General features: G+C 64.9%; 15 protein-coding genes and 1 pseudogene. 7 read left to right on the top strand and 9 right to left on the bottom strand.

Annotated features, from left to right (window positions below; translation table 11 throughout):
* Positions 1–177: 177 nt before the first annotated feature.
* Together ACK5IR_RS01360 and ACK5IR_RS01355 are read right to left on the bottom strand one after the other, a co-directional pair.
* Positions 178–2,310 (bottom strand): protein kinase domain-containing protein, encoded by a 2,133-nt coding sequence (locus ACK5IR_RS01360; RefSeq protein ID WP_416925140.1) that lies wholly within the window; start codon positions 2,308–2,310, stop codon positions 178–180.
* A 57-nt stretch (positions 2,311–2,367) separates the two neighbouring features.
* The gene (locus ACK5IR_RS01355; RefSeq protein WP_416925138.1) at positions 2,368–2,979 is read right to left on the bottom strand and encodes an OmpA family protein; all 612 of its coding nucleotides are present in this window, start codon (positions 2,977–2,979) and stop codon (positions 2,368–2,370) included.
* Positions 2,980–3,195: 216 nt separating this feature from the next.
* On the opposite strand from ACK5IR_RS01355, the gene ACK5IR_RS01350 reads away from it, so the two are divergent.
* Both ACK5IR_RS01350 and ACK5IR_RS01345 read left to right on the top strand, forming a co-directional pair.
* Positions 3,196–4,077, top strand: coding sequence for a M15 family metallopeptidase (locus ACK5IR_RS01350; RefSeq protein ID WP_416925136.1), 882 nt, complete (start codon positions 3,196–3,198; stop codon positions 4,075–4,077).
* A gap of 240 nt (positions 4,078–4,317) precedes the next feature.
* On the top strand, positions 4,318–5,376 hold the full coding sequence (locus tag ACK5IR_RS01345; protein ID WP_416925134.1) for an ornithine cyclodeaminase: 1,059 nt from the start codon (positions 4,318–4,320) through the stop codon (positions 5,374–5,376).
* An 80-nt stretch (positions 5,377–5,456) separates the two neighbouring features.
* Here ACK5IR_RS01345 and glnA read toward each other — a convergent pair whose 3' ends face one another.
* Positions 5,457–6,863, bottom strand: a complete 1,407-nt coding sequence (glnA, locus tag ACK5IR_RS01340; RefSeq protein WP_416925132.1) for a type I glutamate--ammonia ligase — start codon at positions 6,861–6,863, stop codon at positions 5,457–5,459.
* A gap of 59 nt (positions 6,864–6,922) precedes the next feature.
* Entirely contained in the window at positions 6,923–7,261 is a 339-nt protein-coding gene (locus ACK5IR_RS01335; protein ID WP_416925130.1) for a P-II family nitrogen regulator, read from the bottom strand.
* A gap of 178 nt (positions 7,262–7,439) precedes the next feature.
* On the opposite strand from ACK5IR_RS01335, the gene ACK5IR_RS01330 reads away from it, so the two are divergent.
* Positions 7,440–9,050 carry an NAD(P)H-hydrate dehydratase gene (locus ACK5IR_RS01330; RefSeq protein ID WP_416925128.1) on the top strand — a complete coding sequence of 537 codons (1,611 nt, stop codon included), beginning with the start codon at positions 7,440–7,442 and terminating at the stop codon, positions 9,048–9,050.
* Here ACK5IR_RS01330 and mazG read toward each other — a convergent pair whose 3' ends face one another.
* Positions 9,051–9,881 carry a nucleoside triphosphate pyrophosphohydrolase gene (gene mazG / locus ACK5IR_RS01325; RefSeq protein WP_416925126.1) on the bottom strand — a complete coding sequence of 277 codons (831 nt, stop codon included), beginning with the start codon at positions 9,879–9,881 and terminating at the stop codon, positions 9,051–9,053.
* Between the two features lie 166 nt (positions 9,882–10,047).
* Between mazG and speB the strand changes: the two genes are divergently transcribed.
* From speB to ACK5IR_RS01305, 4 genes are all read left to right on the top strand, one after another.
* A complete protein-coding gene (gene speB / locus ACK5IR_RS01320; RefSeq protein ID WP_416925143.1) occupies positions 10,048–11,019 on the top strand; it encodes an agmatinase in 972 nt (323 codons plus the stop codon).
* Positions 11,020–11,138: 119 nt separating this feature from the next.
* Complete coding sequence (gene prfA / locus ACK5IR_RS01315) at positions 11,139–12,194, top strand: peptide chain release factor 1 (RefSeq protein ID WP_416925141.1); 1,056 nt, start codon at positions 11,139–11,141, stop codon at positions 12,192–12,194.
* A complete protein-coding gene (gene prmC / locus ACK5IR_RS01310) occupies positions 12,191–13,018 on the top strand; it encodes a peptide chain release factor N(5)-glutamine methyltransferase (protein ID WP_416925124.1) in 828 nt (275 codons plus the stop codon). Before prfA ends, prmC begins: the two co-directional genes overlap by 4 nt.
* A gap of 246 nt (positions 13,019–13,264) precedes the next feature.
* Positions 13,265–13,906 (top strand): DUF4167 domain-containing protein, encoded by a 642-nt coding sequence (locus tag ACK5IR_RS01305; protein WP_416925122.1) that lies wholly within the window; start codon positions 13,265–13,267, stop codon positions 13,904–13,906.
* A gap of 106 nt (positions 13,907–14,012) precedes the next feature.
* Here the strand turns inward: ACK5IR_RS01305 and ACK5IR_RS01300 are convergent, their stop codons facing one another.
* The 4 genes and pseudogenes from ACK5IR_RS01300 to ACK5IR_RS01285 form a co-directional block, all read right to left on the bottom strand.
* Positions 14,013–16,058: an ASKHA domain-containing protein gene (locus tag ACK5IR_RS01300; RefSeq protein ID WP_416925120.1), complete on the bottom strand. Its 2,046-nt coding sequence runs from the start codon at positions 16,056–16,058 to the stop codon at positions 14,013–14,015.
* A 228-nt stretch (positions 16,059–16,286) separates the two neighbouring features.
* Complete coding sequence (locus tag ACK5IR_RS01295; protein WP_416925118.1) at positions 16,287–16,979, bottom strand: THxN family PEP-CTERM protein; 693 nt, start codon at positions 16,977–16,979, stop codon at positions 16,287–16,289.
* Positions 16,980–17,324: 345 nt separating this feature from the next.
* Positions 17,325–18,059 carry a THxN family PEP-CTERM protein gene (locus ACK5IR_RS01290; protein ID WP_416925116.1) on the bottom strand — a complete coding sequence of 245 codons (735 nt, stop codon included), beginning with the start codon at positions 18,057–18,059 and terminating at the stop codon, positions 17,325–17,327.
* A gap of 354 nt (positions 18,060–18,413) precedes the next feature.
* Positions 18,414–18,781: pseudogene (locus tag ACK5IR_RS01285) on the bottom strand (methyltetrahydrofolate cobalamin methyltransferase); the annotation flags it as partial.

The following is an 18,781-nucleotide window of genomic DNA, read 5'->3' as shown; positions in this document are numbered from 1 at the left end:
CGTTTCCTGCTCTGCACCGACGGGCTTACCAAGTACCTTTCGCTGGCACAGCTCGAAGGAATATTGCGTCAGTCGCCCATCGAAACCGTCACGCAGACGCTGGTCCAGCGCGCGCTCGACGGGGGCGGCGCCGACAACGTGACGGTGATCGTGGTCGATGTCGCCTGAAGGGTGCGCTCAGGGCTGGGCCATGGCCAGCGTGCCGCGGTCGAGCGACAGGATTGCGCCGGGTCGTTCGGATTGCTGTGCCTCCAGCGCCATGGCGTAACCTTCGGCGCTTTCGGTGGTCGGTCGCAATTCGTCGAACAGCGGTTCGGATGTGTGCAGGATCAGCACTTCGCTCTTGCCCAGCAGGCTGTCGTCGACCTCGAAGGCCAGCTTGTCGGGGCCATCGCTTTCGCCCACGGCATAGGCCACCCGGACCTTGAGTGCCCCCGTTGCGCCGGCGCGCAAATCCGCGATCGAATTGTCCGTGCGGTTGCGGTTGGGCAGCAGGTGAAAGACGCTGCCTGTCACATCGACGATCGAGACATAGAGATATCCGGTTGTCACATCGGGCGGGACAGTGACATCGATCACCGGATTTTCACCGACGAAGAACCGGCCGGACGGGTTTGTCTCGCCCGTAGCTCCCAGCGAATATTCCACCCCGAATCCGCCCTGCGATACCACCGGCAGGAACTGCTCCACGCCGCAGAGCGCCGGATTCAGTATCACGGTGTCGAGAACGACCTCCCTGTCGCCGGATATGGCGCTTACCGCGTCGAACAGGGCGTTGCGCGCCTCGGTGCCCGAAAGATGACCGGCGATGCGCACGGTGTCGCCACGGGCATATCCGTCGGGCGGCATGTCCTCGGGCATCAGCGGGCCGCAATCGCCGGACTGGCTCAGCACCGGTGCCAGCATTGCCCCGGTGACGAGGGCCGGGCCGAATTCGATCTGCCCCTGCAACGTCATTCCGTCGGGCAGGGCGCCGGGCTCGAACAGTCGCAGCGCGGCATCGCGGATTTCGGGATCGCTGGTCTCGCCCGTCAGGTTCAGCCGGTTGCCGGTTGCATTGAGCCTGAAGCTGTCGAGTTCCACCGCCGTGTCGAGCGTGTCGAGTATGCCGCCGCCCCAGCCCTCGGCGATATCGCCGCTTGCCAGGGTCAGATTCGAGGCGCCGCCCGCTTCCGCGACCTGTGCGGCGAGCCTGTCCCGAATCTCGGGGCTTGGCACATCGCCGCCCGCCGCAGGAACGCCGCCCTGTGGTTTCTCGACCGTCAGAAGATAGGGGTCGGCAACCGGATAGGCGCTTTCGAACACCCCCGAATACCAGGCGCCTCCCGCGATGGCGGCCAGTGTCAGCGCACCGACGGCCACAAGCGGCATGCGCGACCGGCCTGCCGGCGGCTTGCCGGCCGGGGCTGATGCGCCGGTGTCCGTTGCGGGGTCATGTGCCGGCGAAAGCGGGTGCACGACCGTTGTCCGTTCGGGGTCGGACGGCTCGGGCGCGGGGATTGCGTCGAGAACCTGCTGACAGGTCTGGAAGCGTTCGTCCGGCCGCGCCGCCACCATCCGCTCGATGATCGCCTTCAGCGGCTCCGGAAGGTCGCTGGTGTCGAGAGGCTCGTTCTTGATCCGCACCACCTCCATCAGGTTGGTGCCGACATTTGGCGCCTTGCCGCGAAAGGTTGCCAGCAGCGTCGCCCCAAGCGCATAGATGTCCGAGCGCACATCGGTCACCCCGGCAAGCTGCTCTGGCGCGGCATAGGAGAACTTGCCCGCGAATTCGCTGCCGACGATGGTCGCCGCGCCGGGGTTGGTATCCTTGGCGATGCCGAAGTCGATGATGACCGCCTGCGCCGGGTCACCATCGCGCAGGATGATGTTGTCGGGCGACAGATCCCTGTGCACGATCTTGCGGGCATGGGCGGCGCGCAACCCCTCGGAGACGCGACGGCCGACGGTCAGGATTTCGTCCGCCGGCATGCCGCCCTGTTTCAGCCTGGTTTCCAGCGACGGGCCGTCGACGTAATCCATCACGAGGTAGATATGCCCGTCCGAGGTGCGGTGAATCTCGGAATATCCGACAACCGCGTCGTGTCGGATGTCGCGCATCTGCTCTTCGCGCTTCATCAGCACAAGAAAATCGTCGTTGCCGGCAAATTCGCTGCGCAGGACCTTGAGCGCCACCGGACGGCCCGAAATCTCGTTGCGTGCGCGAAAAACCTCGGACGTGCCGCCACGCCCGAGCACGGCTTCGATCCGGAAGGTATTGTTGAGCAGATCGCCGATCTGAAAAATGGCGTCTGACCGGGGCGTATTCATGCACACTCCATACTGGGGGAGCGGCCGGCCGCGCACCCCGGGGACCGTTGCGAAGGCTTAGCTGATTAGCTGGAACTCCACGCGGCGGTTCTCGTCGGCAAGCGGGTCGGCTTCATTTTCCGGATACGCCTCGCCCACGCCGATCGCAACCAGACGATCCCCGGCGATCTCGCAGGTGCCGACCATGTAGCGCTTCACCTCTTCGGCGCGCAGCAGCGAAAGCTGTTCGTTGTAGCTTTCGGTTCCGGCGGCATCGGTGTGCCCGACGATGCGGAACACCTGGCCTTCCATGTTGTTGATCGCCTCGCAGAGCGTGGTCAGCTTGGGTCGTTGATCCTCGCGCAGAAGGGCGCTGTCGAAATCGAAGGCGATGCGGATGTTGATCTCGGCGTCGTCTCCGGCCGAGGCATAGGCGGTCGCCGCCGAAGCTTCGCCGTCGTCCGTTGCTGACGGGGCAACCGAAATACTGGTGCCATCCGTGTCGTCGGCCATCACCTCGCCGCCGCTCGACGGCACAATCACCAGTCCCCGGGTTTTCTGCGCCTCGAACATCTGTTGCAGCTCCTCGGCACTTTTCAGCGACGCGTCGGCCTCCTGGGCGAGGGCGGAGGCGGACAGGCCGCCGGACATCAGGAATGCAATCGTTACAAACGTAAATGTGCGAGCCATGTCAGCACTCCTCTACGTGCGTCGTTCTCAATAAATATAGGCGCAGATTATACTACGCCCAACCTTGCGGCAATTTGCAAGGCAGGAATCAAACCATTGCGGTGCCCGACAAATTACCAGTGCGGGCGCCGGAGCGTTGTTTCAGCGCTTGATATCGGGTCCGGACCTGGCATTTACTTGACCTTGGGTAATCATGCAATGCCGGAGACACGGGCCATGACAATGCGGCTGCTGCCGGCGGTCATCCTTGCAGCGGCGGTGCTGCTGGCGCCGGTCCTGTGGCTGGTGCTGCCACGACTGCTGGCCGGCGGCGGGGTTTCGCTCCCCGGGGGCGGAACGGAATCGGCCGAGATCAGCGGCGTCATTATCGAAAACCTCAAGCAGGAGGGGCAGATACTCGAACTGGAAGCGCAGGTGGGAGAACTGAAGGCGCTTGTCGAAGAGCTTCAGTCCCGCCTCCAGCGGCTCGAAGCCGCCGTGGCGCGCGGCGGGCTTTCGCCGGACGGCATGGTGCGGGAGGGCGATATCGCGCCGGATTCCAACATCGCGGCCAGCGAATACACGCAGGTCGCACTGATCTTCGACCGTACCAATTTCAACAATCCGCTGACAGTCGCCACCCCCGGCTTCATTGTCGATCTTCTCGGCAAGCCGCGCGACACGCTCAGCGACGATTGCCAGCCAATGACCAATCCGGCGCTCAAGCAGATGCTGGTGACCGAACAGGTGGGGCCGGTGACCGTCACCATGCTGCGGCCGGCCATCGAATCGCTGAAAACGGTCTTCGCCGAGATCCGGCGGACGGACCCCAAGCTGCACGACCTGATCAACACCGCCGGCGCGCTCTGCGTGCGCCAGATACGCGGAACCTCGGGCCGCTACTCGAACCATTCCTTCGGTCTGGCGGTGGATCTCAACATCAACGGCGCGCTCGACAATTTCACCGACGGCAAGACCCAGATGGGACTGATCATCATCGCCGATTTCTTTCACGCCGAAGGCTGGATCTGGGGGGCCGGGTTCCGGCGCGAAGACAGCATGCATTTCGAGGTCAGCCGCGAGAAGCTGATGGAATGGCGCACGCAGGGGCTGATCTGAACCGGTGCGAAACCGGGCAGGCGGCGAACCGATGCCACCTGCCCGGAGCGAGCGAGTGAGTGGTGACAACATCCCCCCGACCGGCGGGACGGTTGCTTGTCATCCGGCATACTAGACGATCCCTGCATGGTTTGAAGTCACGTAGGTCTGTGACGGGTCGGGCGGATTGCCATTCCGACAGATGCATTTCGCCCGTATCATGCGTGGATTCGCACCCCTGACAGCCCGGAGAGGCCGCACATGCCCGTCGATGGCGCCCAGACACGCAACCTCGTTCCCTTCGTCTCGGTCGACGACATGATGGGGATCGTCAACGATATCGGGGTCGAGGAGATGCTGGCCGGGATCGCCGGCTATATCGAGGAGGACTTCCTGCGCTGGGAACTGTTTGACAAGACGCCGCGGATCGCCGCGCATTCGCCCGTCGGGGTGATCGAACTGATGCCGACGAGCGACGGCATCGACTACGCGTTCAAATACGTCAACGGACATCCGAAGAACACGCGCGAGGGGCTTCAGACCGTCACCGCCTTTGGCGTGCTGGCCGATGTCGGTTCGGGCTATCCGGTGCTGTTGTCCGAGATGACCATCCTGACCGCCCTGCGAACCGCCGCCATGTCGGCCGTTGCTGCCCGGCCGCTGGCGCCGGCGGGGGCGGATACGATGGCGATCATCGGCAACGGGGCACAGGCGGAATTCCAGGCGCTCGCATTCGCGCGGCTGCTCGGCATCCGCAGGTTTCGTCTCTACGATATCGACGCCGCCGCCACCCGGAAATGCGCTCGCAACCTTGCCGGCAGGGGGGTCGGCATCGTCGAATGCGCCAGTGCCGAAGAGGCTGTCGAGGGGGCGCAGATCGTCACCACGGTTACCGCCGACAAGCAATACGCCACCATCCTCACCGACAACATGATCGGCGCCGGGGTGCACATCAACGCCATCGGCGGTGATTGTCCTGGAAAGACGGAACTGCACCGCGATATCCTGCTGCGTTCCGATATCTTCGTCGAATACCCGCCACAGACCCGGATCGAAGGCGAGATCCAGCAACTCGACCCCGATCATCCGGTGACCGAGCTATGGCGGGTGCTGGCCGGCCGCGCGCCGGGCCGGACCTCGGACAGGCAGGTCACGCTGTTCGACAGCGTGGGCTTCGCCATCGAGGATTTCTCGGCGCTGCGCTATCTGCGCGACCAACTCGACCGGACCGGGCGCTTCGAAAACCTGGACATGATCGCCGACCCGGACGACCCGCGCGATCTGTTCGGGATGATCCTCAGGGCCAAAGGGCAGGGCTGAAACCGCTGCGTCATGCGGGCAATGCAGAAAGGGCGCCGCGCGGCGCCCTTTCCGGTTTTCTGACCCTGTTGTACCCGGGCTTAACAGCTGTAGTACATCTTGTATTCGATCGGATGCGGGGTGTGCTCGTAGGCGTAGATTTCTTCCCACTTCAGATCCATGTAGCCCTCGATCTGGCTCTTGGTGAAGACATCGCCGGCGAGCAGGAAATCGTGATCGGCGGCGAGGCATTCCATCGCCTCGCGCAGGCTGGCGCAGACCGTCGGGATGCCCTCCAGTTCTTCCGGCGGCAGATCGTAGAGGTCCTTGTCCATCGCCTCGCCCGGATGGATCTTGTTCTTGATCCCGTCGATACCGGCCATCAGCAGGGCGGCGAAACACAGATAGGGGTTCGAGGACGGGTCGGGGAAGCGGGCCTCGACGCGCTTGGCCTTGGGCGATTCCGCCCACGGGATACGGATGCAGCCCGACCGGTTCGATGCCGAATAGGCGCGCAGCACCGGCGCCTCGAAACCGGGGATCAGGCGCTTGTAGGAGTTGGTGGACGGGTTGGTGAAGGCGTTCAGCGTCTTGGCATGCTTCAGGATGCCGCCGATGTAATAGAGCGCCTCGTCGCTGAGATCAGCGTATTTGTCACCGGCGAACAGCGGTTTGCCGTCTTTCCAGATCGACATGTTGACATGCATCCCGGTGCCGTTGTCGCCGGCGATCGGCTTGGGCATGAAGGTCGCGGTCTTACCATAGGCATGGGCGACGTTCTGGATGACGTACTTGTACTTCTGCAACTCGTCGGCCTGCTTGGTCAGCGAGCCGAAGATCAGCCCCAGCTCGTGCTGGCACGAGGCGACCTCGTGGTGGTGCTTGTCGACTTTCATGCCGATGCGCTTCATGGTCGAGAGCATTTCCGAGCGCAGATCCTGCGCGTCGTCGATCGGGTTCACCGGGAAATAGCCGCCTTTGATGCCCGGACGATGGCCCATGTTGCCCATTTCGTATTCGGTGTCGCTGTTCCAGGCGGCGTCGATGGCATCGACCTCGAACGCGACCTTGTTCATGCCGACCTGAAAGCGCACGTCGTCGAACAGGAAGAACTCGGCCTCGGGCCCCATATAGGCCACGTCGCCGATACCTGTCGCCCGCAGATAGGCCTCGGCCTTTTCGGCGGTGCCGCGCGGGTCGCGCTCGTAGGGTTCGCCAGTGTCGGGTTCGACCACCGAACAATGCACCGCAAGGGTCTTTTCGGCATAGAACGGGTCGATATAGGCGGTGCTGGCATCCGGCATCAGCTTCATGTCGGACTGATCGATGGATTTCCACCCGGCGATGGAGGAGCCGTCGAACATGAAGCCTTCCTCGAAGAAGTCCTCGTCGACCTGATCGGCGATCACGGTGACGTGCTGCAGCTTGCCGCGCGGGTCGGTGAAGCGGACGTCCACATAGGCGACATCCTCTTGCTGAATGGTGCCGAGAACGGTCTCTTTACTCATGGTGACCTGGGTCCCTTTGTCTGTGAATGATTGATATTCCGGTTGGTCGCCTGCGGCGTTCACAGCGCCTCGTCGCCTTCCTCGCCGGTGCGGATGCGGATCGCCTGTTCGACCGGGGAGACGAAGATCTTGCCGTCGCCGATCTTGTCGGTCCTGGCGGCGGTGATGATCGCCTCGATGGCGCTCTCGACCTGATCGTCGGCCAGAACGACCTCGATCTTCACCTTGGGCAGGAAATCCACGACATATTCGGCGCCCCGATACAACTCCGTATGCCCCTTCTGCCGTCCGAACCCCTTGACCTCGATCACGCTCAGCCCCTGCGCGCCGACATCCTGGAGCGCTTCCTTAACATCATCGAGCTTGAAGGGTTTGATGATTGCCTCGATTTTTTTCATGGTGGCGGCAGACTCCCTGTGATCCGTCCCGGTAAATGCAAAGACCATCATAGGGGCCGGTTAACAATTCAAGACGCGAGATGGCCGCGTGACCATCGGCTGCTTCGCGGGCAAATGGTGAAAAAACGGGCAAAATGCCCTGAAATCAGGCAGGGCAATAACAGGATTGGCATGTCCCATGAGCGAAATACTGACATCTGCCCAAATGCGCGCCATCGAGCGGGCCGCGTTCGACAGCGGCGAGGTTTCCGGGCGCGAGTTGATGGAACGTGCCGGCGAAGGTGTTGTCGAGGCGATCCTCGACTCGTTTCCGGAACTGCGCGACGGCCAGCGCCGCGCTCTGATTCTCTGCGGGCCGGGAAACAACGGCGGCGACGGCTTTGTCATCGCGCGCCTGCTGGACAGGCGCGGCTGGCAGGCCGAGGTGTTTCTGTACGGCGATCCCGCGCGCCTGCCCGAAGATGCGCTGGCCAATCACGACCGCTGGCGCGGTATCGGCCGTGTCGTGCCGTTTGCCGAGTGGCGTTTCCGGCTGCGCTCCGAAAACCATACCGCAACCGGGCCGGCTCCGGACCTGCTGATCGACGCGCTGTTCGGCACCGGCCTGCGCCGCCCGATGGCCGGGGACCTTGACCTGTCGCTGCGGGAACTTGATGCGATCTTTCCCGAAGGGACGGTCCGGCGGGTCGCCGTCGACGCGCCGTCGGGGCTCTGCATGGATTCCGGGCGCGTACTCGCCCCCGGATCCGGGGCCGATCTGCCCTTGCGCGCCGACCTGACGGTTTCGTTTCACCGCGAAAAGCTCGGCCACCTGCTGGCCGAAGGGCCGGAGTGGTGCGGCAGTGTCCGGGTTGCCGATATCGGGCTCGATCAGGCCAGGTTGCGGGGTGCGGGTCGCGATGTGCTCGGCGATGTCGTGACGACTGCTTCGCCCAACCGGATCCTGTTGCGGAAGGGCGGTGAAGAGCATCCGGCGGGCCACAAGTACGATTACGGCCACGCGCTTGTCATTTCCGGCGGTCCCGGGCGGACCGGCGCGGCGCGGCTGGCGGCGCGCGCCGCCCTCAGGGCAGGGGCAGGGCTGGTGACCGTGGCCGCCCCCGGAACCGCGATTGCGGAATGCTCGGCCCAGTTGACGGCAATCATGCTGACACGCTGCAACGGCGCCTCCGATCTCGGCGCGGCGCTCGGGGACGAGCGGCTCAACGCGCTCTGCCTCGGTCCGGGGCTCGGGCTTGGCGCCGCGACGCGGGACATGGTTGTCACCGCGCTTGGCAGCCGGCGGCGTTGCGTTCTCGATGCCGATGCGCTGACGTCGTTTGGCGAAAATCCCAGGGAACTGTTCGCGCATCTGCATTCCAGGGTCGTTCTGACGCCCCATGCCGGCGAATTCGCCCGCCTTTTCCCCGATATCTGGGCGCGCCTTCAGGAACCCGTAGCGGCCGGGCCGGCCTGCTCCAAGGTCGATGCAACACGCGAGGCGGCGGCGCGCGCCGGCTGCGTGGTGCTGTTCAAGGGGGCGGATACGGTGATTGCTGATCCCGCCGGCAATGCGGTGCTGAGTGCTGCGCGCTACGAACGTGCCGCACCCTGGCTGGCGACAGCCGGTTCGGGCGACGTGTTGTCGGGGATGGTGACCGGGCTGATGGCGCGCGGCTTCTGGCCGGTTCCGGCCGCGGCGACGGCGGCATGGCTGCATGTCGAGGCGGCGCTGCGCTTCGGCCCGGGGCTGATCGCCGAAGACCTGCCGGAACTGCTGCCGGCGGTGTTCCGCGATCTTGGTATCTGATCAACCGCCGCCATGCTGCTCTGCCACCTTGGCGGCTTCCCACAGCGCATCCATCTGTTCGAGCGTAGCCTGCGCGGGGGATGAACCCTGCCTGAGAAGTTCGCTCTCCAACCAGTTGAAACGGCGGGAAAACCTGTTGTTCGCCCGGCGCAGCGCCCGCTCCGGATCGACGCCGAGGTGACGGGACAGGTTGACGAGCGAAAAGAACATGTCGCCCATCTCGGCCTCGATCGCGCCGGGGTCGCGCGATGCGGCGGCTTCCGCCAGTTCGGCTGCCTCCTCGCTTATCTTCCCGGCCACCTGCGTGCCGGTTTCCCAGTCGAAACCGACCCTTGCCGCCCTTTTCTGAAGCTTCTGCGCCCGCATCAGCGCCGGCAGCCCCAGCGCCACACCATCGAGCACGCGTTGTTCGCCCCTGGCGTCGCGCTCGGCGGCTTTCTGAACCTCCCAGTCGCGTGTCTGCTGATCGGCGCTTTTGCGGTTGCTCTCGTCCCCGAAAACATGCGGATGGCGCGCGATCATCTTGTCCGAGACCGTGTCGGCGATTTCATCGAAATCGAACCGCCCTTGCTCGGCGCCCATCCGGGCGAAATAGACAACCTGAAGCAGCAGGTCGCCCAGTTCGCCCTTCAGTTCGCCCCACGCCTGCCGTTCGATCGCATCGGCAACCTCGTAGGCCTCCTCGATCGTATAGGGGGCGATGGTCTCCCAGGTCTGTTCCATATCCCACGGGCAGCCCGTCACCGGGTCGCGCAGCCGCGCCATGATTTCCAGCAGGCGGGGCATGCCGCCCTTCGGGTTATGGACAAGCGCGTCGGAGGCGTCTTTCATCGTGGTCTCCGTTTCCGGTCGGGGTTGATGCAGCTACCGCCAACCGGGGCGGCATGTCCATGGTCGAGCGCTTCGCCGCAGCCACCCGAACGGTTGCCTTTGGCCGCGCATTGTGACCCTGTTGTGCCAGCCGGGCCGACCCATGGCCCTTGAGAGCGGGGGAAGCATGGCGCTGGAAGACGCGAAGACTCAGGTCGATCTGGCCTTTTCGGCCGGGCACGGGCGCGGGCTTGCCTATGAGAACGTCTTCGGCGGGGCTGCTTCGTTCATGCGCCGCCGCTATACCAAGGACCTCGCCGGGGTCGATCTGGCGGTCACCGGCGTGCCCTTCGATCAGGCGGTGACCAACCGGCCCGGTACGCGGTTCGGCCCGCGGGCGATCCGCGAGGCATCGGCGCTGCAGCCGGGCGATCCGCCCTATGGCTGGGGCTTCGATCCGTTGTCCGAATTCGTGATCGCCGATTACGGCGATCTTGCCTTCGACTATGCGAAGACGGCGGAATTTCCGGCGCGGCTCAGGGCGCATGTCGCGGGTATCCTCGGCGCCGGGGCGGGGGTGCTGGTGCTGGGGGGCGATCATTCGATCACGCTGCCCATCCTTCAGGCCCATGCCGACAGGTACGGCCCGCTGTCGCTGATCCAGTTCGACGCCCATACCGATACCTGGCCCGACGACGACATGGACAGGATCGACCACGGGACGTTTCTTTACAAGGCGGCGAAGCTGGGTGTGGTTGTGCCCGGGCGCTCGGTGCAGATCGGCATCCGCACGACCAACGAGCACCCCCTTGGTTTCAATGTGATCGACGCGCGGATGGTGCACGAATCCGCGCCGGGCGAGGTTGCGGCGCGCGTGAAAGCGATCGTCGGCGACCGCCCGGTCTATCTGACCTTCGATATCGATGCGCTCGACCCGGCCTTCGCGCCGGGTACCGGCACGCCGGTCTGGGGCGGGCTGGCCTCGTGGCAGGCTGCGGCGATCCTGCGGGACCTTGCCGGGATCGACCTGGTCGGTGGCGATATTGTCGAGGTCTCGCCCCCCTTCGATACCACCGGTGCCACGGCCATTGCCGGCGCGCATGTCGCAACCGAAATCCTCTGCCTCTGGTGCTGGAACCGGCGCTTGCGCAAAGGATGAACCACATGGGATGACGAGGGTTCCGCTCGCCGGTGGACAAGGCCCGCACCTGCCCGGCTTTGTCATCCGCCGCTGCGCGCGCCCTTGACCAGGCCACCGCAATGCGCCACCTGCTGGGCATGGTTCCAGAGGACAGACTCGACGAGATCGCCGCGCGTTTCGAGTTTATCGAGGCGAAGATGGCAAGCGGGGCCGAGGCGGGCGAGATCGCGCGCCTTGCCAAGGAATACTCCGATCTGAGGCCGGTTGTGGCCGAGATCGTGGCCTGGAAACGGGTACGCGCCGAGATCGCCGAAGCCGGTGCCATGCTGAAGGACCCCGAAATGCGAGCGCTGGCCGAAGAGGAACTGCCACTTCTGCGGGACCGGCTGGCGGAATACGAGCAATCGCTGCGGCTGTCGCTTCTGCCAAGGGACGCGGCCGATTCCCGTTCGGCCATGGTCGAGATCCGGCCCGGCACCGGCGGCGAGGAGGCGGCGCTGTTCGCCGGCGACCTGCTGCGCATGTACCAGCGTCATGCCGAGCGCAGGGGCTGGAGGTTCGAAATCGTGTCCTTGCAGGAGAGCGAGCTGGGCGGTGTCAGGGAGGCCGTGGCCCATGTGGAGGGTGCCGGCGTCTTTGCCCGGCTGAAATACGAATCAGGCGTGCACCGCGTCCAGCGTGTGCCCGAGACCGAATCGGGCGGGCGTATCCACACCTCGGCGGCGACCGTCGCCGTGCTGCCCGAGGCCGAGGAGGGGGAGGTGGATATCCCGGCAGGCGATATCCGCATCGACACGATGCGCGCCAGCGGGGCGGGCGGGCAGCACGTCAACACCACCGATTCGGCGGTGCGGATCACCCATCTGCCTACCGGCATCGTGGTGACCAGTTCCGAGAAATCCCAGCATCGCAACCGCGAGATTGCAATGCAGGTGCTGCGGGCGCGGCTTTACGACCTCGAACGGCAGCGTGCGGCGGACGAACGCGCCGCCGACCGCAGGGCACAGGTCGGTTCGGGCGACCGGTCGGAACGCATCCGGACCTATAACTTTCCGCAAGGAAGGATGACCGATCACCGGATCAACCTGACGCTCTATCGCCTCGATCAGATCATGCAGGGCGATCTGGACGAGGTGATCGACGCGCTGACCGCCGACGATCAGGCCCGCAAGCTGGCCGAGATGGGCGTGTGAGCACATTCGCCGAAACAATCGCGGCGGCGGCGCGGCGCCTGCGTGCCGCCGGCATCGAGACGCCGGAACGCGATGCGCGGCGGCTGACCGCCTTTGCCGCCGGGCTTGCGCCGGAGCGGGTGACACTGCACCTGCGCGATCCGTTCCCGGCCGGAACGGCGCTGGAGGCGGCGCTGTCGGCGCGCGAACGCCGCCAGCCGGTTGCCCAGATCATCGGCGGGCGGATGTTCTGCGGGCGGATGTTCCGGGTAACGCCCGATGTGCTGGATCCGCGCCCCGAAACCGAGGAACTGGTTGCGGCCGCGCTGGAAGAGCCGTTCGAAAATGCCCTGGACCTGGGATCGGGAACGGGTTGTATCATTCTGACATTGCTTGCGGAACAACCGTCATCCCATGGCGTCGGTGCCGAGCTTTCCGAAGCGGCGCTGAGGGTTGCACGCGGCAATGCCCGCAGGCTTGGCATCGACGTCTGTTTCATCCTCTCGGACTGGTTTTCCGCAGTCGAGGGGCGGTTCGATCTGATCGTATCGAACCCGCCCTATATTTCGGCCGCCGAGATGGAGACCCTGCAACCCGAAACCCGGCTCTGGGAGCCACGCATGGCGCTGACCGATGAAGGGGACGGGCTTGGCGCCTATCGGACGCTCGCCACCGGGGCACTTGCGCACCTGGTGCCAAACGGAAGGCTGCTGGTCGAGATCGGGCCGGAGCAGGGCGCTGCGGTGTCCGGGCTGTTTCAGCATGCCGGTCTTGAAAACATCCGGATCCGGCCCGATCTGGATGGGCGGGATCGGGTTGTATGCGCCCGGGCCCCCGCGGATTGAACACCGCAGGTCTGCCGTTACCCTAAAGTGACGATTTCGCGCGCATGATTGCCCAAACTGCCGAACTGTGCGGAATTTGACTTGCCAGCGCATCTGTCGCATGCTTATCAGGCACGACGCGGAGCGACGGGTATTCGACCCCTCCGCGCGAAAGCCATAACAACTCGGTCCGGGCTGCGGGATGTTAACCCGCATCAGACGACGCAAGGGCCGGATACTACCGCAACAAGGCGGACAACGATACCTATGAGATCTTCCAAGTCACGTTCGCGTTCCAAGGGGAACCGCTCGCGCTCGATGGGCAACATTGTCAACCGGGTCTTCGATTCCTCGGGGCCCGAGGGCAAAGTGCGCGGTACGCCGCAGCAGATCATCGACAAATACACCCAGCTTGCGCGCGATGCGTCGCTCGGCAACGACCGTGTGGCAACCGAGAACTTCCAGCAGCATGCCGAGCATTACACCCGCATGCTGGGCGAGGCGCAGCGCGAGATGGAGGCGCGGCGCGAGCAGGAACAGCAGCAGCGCGACCGCCAGCGCGGCGACGGACCGCAACCGGCCCAGGATCAGGGCGTTGGGCAGCGCGAACGCCCGCAGCCCGACGCGATGCAGGCGCGCGAGCGCAACGACAGCGCCGAGCCGGAACTGATCGAGGACGATATGCCCGGCGATCCGCAGCCCGAGATTCGCGCCCCCTTGCCGTCCTCCAGCGACGTGATCGGGATCGACGACGCGGATGGAGACAGCAACCTGGTGGAAACGCCCGAGAGCCAGCCGAAACCCAAGCCCAAGCCACGCGCCCCCCGCAAGCCCCGGACCCCGAAAGCCAAGGCCGAGGCACCGGCCGCCCCTGTCGAAGCGGCGGAAACCGGCGGCGGCGATAGCTGAGGCTTGCCGGGAACCCTGCCGTTTCTTTCGCTGCGGGTTCCGCGCATTTTTCCGCCGGCCGGTTGCAGGCCCGCACCGCATGGGCCGGCCTGGGTTTGCAGGTGCGTCAGCCGCGCCGCCGTCGGCGCCTGCGCCCGCCATCGGCCGGGTCGCCGCCGGTGTTGAAACTTACCTCGGGCAGCGGTGCCACCTTTCTGAGTTCGCTGAAGGGCGCGGTGGCGTGGGGCAGGGCATTGGCGGCGACGAAATGCTCCTGAAAGCGCGGCTCGATGGCGGTTTCGACCTTGGTGATGGTGCGCACCGTCGTCTCTATTTCGCTTCGTGCCGCCCGGTTGAGCAGGGCGATGCGCGCACCGGTTCCGGCGGCGTTCCCGGCGGCCGTTACCGCGCCGAGCGGAACGTCGGGGATCATTCCCAGCACCATGGCGTGTTTCGGGCTGATATGGGCGCCGAAAGCACCGGCGAGCACCACGCGATCCACCGTGTCGATGCCGAATTCGTCCATCAGCAGCCGCGCCCCGGCATAGAGCGCCGATTTGGCAAGCTGGATGGCGCGGATATCGCCCTGCGTTACCGAGATGCGCGGCCCCCCGCCGGGGCTGCCGTCGTGGATCAGATAGGCGTGGGTGCGCCCCTCGGGTTCGCTCCGCGGGGTGCCTGTCTGTGCGGCCGAGCCGATCAGGCCCGAGGCATCGACCAGCCCGGCCATGCGCATTTCTGCCACCGCCTCGATAATACCAGAGCCGCAGATGCCGGTGATGCCGGTGGTCGCGGTGGCGTCGGCAAAGCCTGGCGCGTCCGACCAGAGATCGCAGCCGATCACCTGAAAGCGCGGCTCTTTCGTTGCCGGGTCGATGCGGATGCGTTCGATGGCGCCGGGCGCCGCACGCTGGCCCGACGATATCTGCGCGCCCTCGAATGCCGGTCCAGTGGGCGAGGAACAGGCGAGAACGCGCGATGAATTCCCGAGCAGGATTTCGGCGTTGGTCCCGACGTCGATGACAAGCGACAGTTCTTCGCGCGCCCCCGGCGCCTCGGCCAGGGCCACGGCGGCCGCATCGGCACCGACATGCCCGGCGATGCAGGGCAGGATATAGGTGCGGGCCTGCGGGTTGACCGCGTCCATGCCAAGTTCGGCTGCCGCAAGAGATACCGAATCCGAACTCGCCAGCGCAAAGGGTGCCTGTCCCAGTTCCACCGGGTCTATTCCCAGCAGCAGATGGTGCATCACCGGGTTGCAGACAAAAACCGTCTCGACAACCGATCGCGGATCGGCGCCGGCATCGGCTATGGTCTGGCGTGCCAGATCGTTCAGCGCCGCGCGCACGGCGCCGGTCATCTCGGCCGCGCCGCCGGCGTTCATCATCGCATAGGAGACGCGGCTCATCAGATCCTCGCCAAAGCGGATCTGGGGGTTCATGACCCCGGCCGAGGCCAGTACGCGGCCGTCCGACAGGTCGCACAGATGGCCGGCGATGGTGGTCGACCCCAGGTCGACGGCAAGGCCCAGCAACGGGCCTTCGAAAAATCCCGGCCAGATGTCGATCAGCCGCGCCGGCCCGTCGTGCGGCTGGTGCACTGCCAGCGTGACCTGCCAGTTGCCCTTGCGCAGCGCCGGTTGCAGCCGCGCGATCAGGGGCAGGGGCACGTCGGGCGCCTTGACACCCCATGTCAGCTTCAGCGCGGCGCGCAGGCGTTGCAAATCGCCCGAGGGTTCGTGCATGTCGGGCTCGGCCACGTCCACCAGATAAAGGCGGGTCGCCGGGTCGGCCTCGATCACGCGTTCGGTTGCCGCCTTGCGCACGACCTGACGGTGAACCTGACTTTCGGGTGGCACGTCGATCACCACGTCCGACAGGATCTGCGCCTGACAGCCCAGTCGCCGTCCGGGTTTCAGCCCGCGCTTCTCGTCATAGCGCGCCTCGACGGCGTTCCAGCCCGACAGCGCGTCCGGGGCCACGGTCACACCATGCTTGGGAAAGTCGCCGAACGCCGGGGTGATCTGGCATTTCGAGCAGATGCCGCGCCCGCCGCAAACCGAATCGAGGTCGACGCCAAGCTGCCGCGCGGCGGTCAGAACCGGCGTGCCTGCCGCGAACCGGCCGCGCTTGCCGGAAGGGGTGAAAATAACCAGCGGGTCCTTGCTGCTCACGGGCTGTCCTGTCGTTCGGTTGCATGGCGGCGCTGCGGCCGGTGCGCCGGCCGCCGTCGGGACACCATATCTAGATTACCCCCCGGCGCGGGACAAGAACGCCCCCTTTACCGCCCGGATGCGACATCTGCGCCGGATTTCCGGCCCGCGAACCGGATACGAAAACGCCGCGGACCAATTTCCGCGGCGTTTCCCTTGCAGGTGTGACGGTGGGTCCGTCCGGTCGGTTCAGGCGGCCTTGCGGCGCTTGCTTGCGACCCCCATCGCACCGAGCCCGCCGAGCAGCAGCCATCCGGCCGCGGGAAGCGGAACCGGCGGCACCTCGGACGAGAAGGACGCCATCACCTGCCCCTGGGTCGAGCCGCCCTCGGGCGAGATGAAGACGCTGTTGAAGACACCGTTCTGGAAGAACCCGGCGATCGACAGCGTGTAGTCGACGCCGCCGACACTGAACACCGAGGTGTCGTTGAGCAGGCTGGTCATCACGATGTCGTCGCAGCAGTTGCCGCCGCCGGTGTTTGAGGTTTCGTTGTGCAGGAACGAGAAGCTGAACTTGGCATCCGCCATTTCCAGCACGCCGTCCAGCCAGATATCGCCGACGATGTCCAGTTCGGTCGAACTGATCGACGTACCGGCGTTGATCGGCCGGTTGATATGGGTGAACGACCCGAGCGTGAAGGTCTCGCCCGGCATGGCGGATGCGCCGCTGTCGATGACGAGGTCATAGCCCGACTGCCCGGAATTGCCCGTTCCCCAGCGAAGCGAGGGGGTGAGCGATCCGTTGTTGATCGTGTTGACGGCAGCGCCGCCGACCGTATTCAACCAGGTTGCCGAGATGTCGGTCAATTGAACTGTTGCTGCGGATGCAGCGTTGGCCATAAACGCCAGTACTGATGAAGTTACAATAAACGAGAGTTTCATAACTTCCTCCGACAAAAAATTGCGGTAGTGCGATGTTAACCAAACGTTAACCTTGGCGCACCGGAAATTCTGCCGGGGAAATCGAAATGGTGGAAATCCATACCTTTCCAGCCCGCCACGGATGAGCGGTGGAAAGCAGGTGCAACCTGCACACGAGCGCGCGCCACATTTTGCGGCGAATTGACGACAGACAGATCAGGCGATGAAGCGGGCGATGCTAAAGCGCGCGCTTGGGCGAATCATCCTCGCCCGTACGGATGTCATCGCTTTCATGAAGGAAAGGGGAGGGTCGCGAAAATATCGCGGCCCTCCCCCGGGTTCAGGTATGATCCTGGATCAGCCGGTTCAGGCCGACTTGCGCCGCTTGCGGGCAACACCCAGCGCACCAAGGCCGCTCAGCAGAAGGACTGCACCCGCCGGAAGCGGAACCTGGCCGAAGCTCTGGCCCGGAACGATGTTGGCATAAAGACCGGCGGAGTTGTTGCCGTACTCGTCGCTGAAGAAGTGGGAGAGAACGCTGCCGCCCGGCTCTGCCTGGAAGCCGACGAAGCTCAGGATATATTCCTGATTGTCGACGATGACGCTGGTCGCGCCGGTGACGCCGCCGAAGCTGACCTGATCGCCGCAGGGCGAGGTGTCGCCATAGGGGCAGGGGTTCTGGTCGTTCGTCGTCTCGTCATGGTTGAACAGAAAGCTCGACGTCAGCGAGAAGGCTTCCCCGCCGATCGTGCCGGCGATCGTCACGGCCAGCGTTGCCGAATCGATAGCCGTCCCGGTGATCGGGTAGTTGTAGTGCGAGAAATCGCCGAGCAGGAACGGGAAACTGGTCACTTCCTGAGGCAGCGGCGCCACACCGGCGAAATTGTAGTTGGACTGGCCATAGCCGGTCGAGGTGCCCCAGGACAGGGTGCTGGACGGCGCCGCGCCGGCATTCAGGCCGGTCAGGTTGGCCGCTGTTCCGGGGGTCGCCGCGATCCATTCCGAGGTGACCGAGTCGAGCATGACGGTCGGAAGGGCCGAGGCCGTGCCAGCGGCGGCAATCGCAATTGCGGCCACTGTCGAAAGGACTGAGAATTTCATAACGTACTCCACTTGTCTGCACTGCATCATACAATAACCTATCATTAACCTTTTGCTACGTGAAAAATGAGTGAAAAAAACCCTACTTGACAAATTCGACACGCTTTTTTTGGGGTTATTTACCCGCGTCGCGATATTCGGAATCCTGAAAGGACAACCCAGGCGCGATAAACCCATGTGCATATCTGCGTCATGCGCCGTGTGTCATCACCGATTCGCATGCCGAACCCACGCTCCATGAGGTTTCCGGCGCCGGGCGGCATTGCCAACAGGGGTGATTCGCTCTGCGATTTACAACGCGCCCGGCGCGTGCGCCGGGTTTCTTGTCGCACCGTTTTTTCGCCGGCCGCGCAGTCAGCCGCGCCGGCGGCGGCGTCCGCCGCGCCCCGTGCCCGCCGTCGCTGCGGCCTGCGAGGCTTCGGCGAAGGTCGCGCCTTCCTTCATCGCCTCCAGCACCCGTGAGAACCCGATCCAGGTGCCGCCGTTGGCATCGTGGTTCATGAGGAAATTGGCGGCGCGGATTGCCTCCATTTCGCCGGCACGGACCGGGTTCATGATTGCCTAGGTCATGCCGGCGCCGATCGCCATCGGCAGGAAGGCGGCGATGATGCCGTGCCGGTTGGGCAGCCCGCACGAGATGTACGACGCGCCGCACGTGGTCTTGACCCCCAGTGCGTCGCGCTGCCGGCGGACGAGCGCTCTGACGTGCTGGCCGGCGGGTG

The organism is Tropicimonas sp. (assembly GCF_047971885.1).
Classification (GTDB): domain Bacteria; phylum Pseudomonadota; class Alphaproteobacteria; order Rhodobacterales; family Rhodobacteraceae; genus Tropicimonas.
Note: the sequence above shows the minus strand (reverse complement) of the source record. Positions and strands in the feature narration are given on the sequence as shown.

What these genes read in the sequence shown, in the direction of transcription:
- ACK5IR_RS01360 (WP_416925140.1), bottom strand. Translation starts at nt 2,310, where the DNA reads ATGAATACGCCCCGGTCAGACGCCATTTTTCAGATCGGCGATCTGCTC.
- ACK5IR_RS01355 (WP_416925138.1), bottom strand. Translation starts at nt 2,979, where the DNA reads ATGGCTCGCACATTTACGTTTGTAACGATTGCATTCCTGATGTCCGGC.
- ACK5IR_RS01350 (WP_416925136.1), top strand. Translation starts at nt 3,196, where the DNA reads ATGACAATGCGGCTGCTGCCGGCGGTCATCCTTGCAGCGGCGGTGCTG.
- ACK5IR_RS01345 (WP_416925134.1), top strand. Translation starts at nt 4,318, where the DNA reads ATGCCCGTCGATGGCGCCCAGACACGCAACCTCGTTCCCTTCGTCTCG.
- glnA (WP_416925132.1), bottom strand. Translation starts at nt 6,863, where the DNA reads ATGAGTAAAGAGACCGTTCTCGGCACCATTCAGCAAGAGGATGTCGCC.
- ACK5IR_RS01335 (WP_416925130.1), bottom strand. Translation starts at nt 7,261, where the DNA reads ATGAAAAAAATCGAGGCAATCATCAAACCCTTCAAGCTCGATGATGTT.
- ACK5IR_RS01330 (WP_416925128.1), top strand. Translation starts at nt 7,440, where the DNA reads ATGAGCGAAATACTGACATCTGCCCAAATGCGCGCCATCGAGCGGGCC.
- mazG (WP_416925126.1), bottom strand. Translation starts at nt 9,881, where the DNA reads ATGAAAGACGCCTCCGACGCGCTTGTCCATAACCCGAAGGGCGGCATG.
- speB (WP_416925143.1), top strand. Translation starts at nt 10,048, where the DNA reads ATGGCGCTGGAAGACGCGAAGACTCAGGTCGATCTGGCCTTTTCGGCC.
- prfA (WP_416925141.1), top strand. Translation starts at nt 11,139, where the DNA reads ATGGTTCCAGAGGACAGACTCGACGAGATCGCCGCGCGTTTCGAGTTT.
- ACK5IR_RS01305 (WP_416925122.1), top strand. Translation starts at nt 13,265, where the DNA reads ATGAGATCTTCCAAGTCACGTTCGCGTTCCAAGGGGAACCGCTCGCGC.
- ACK5IR_RS01295 (WP_416925118.1), bottom strand. Translation starts at nt 16,979, where the DNA reads ATGAAACTCTCGTTTATTGTAACTTCATCAGTACTGGCGTTTATGGCC.
- ACK5IR_RS01290 (WP_416925116.1), bottom strand. Translation starts at nt 18,059, where the DNA reads ATGAAATTCTCAGTCCTTTCGACAGTGGCCGCAATTGCGATTGCCGCC.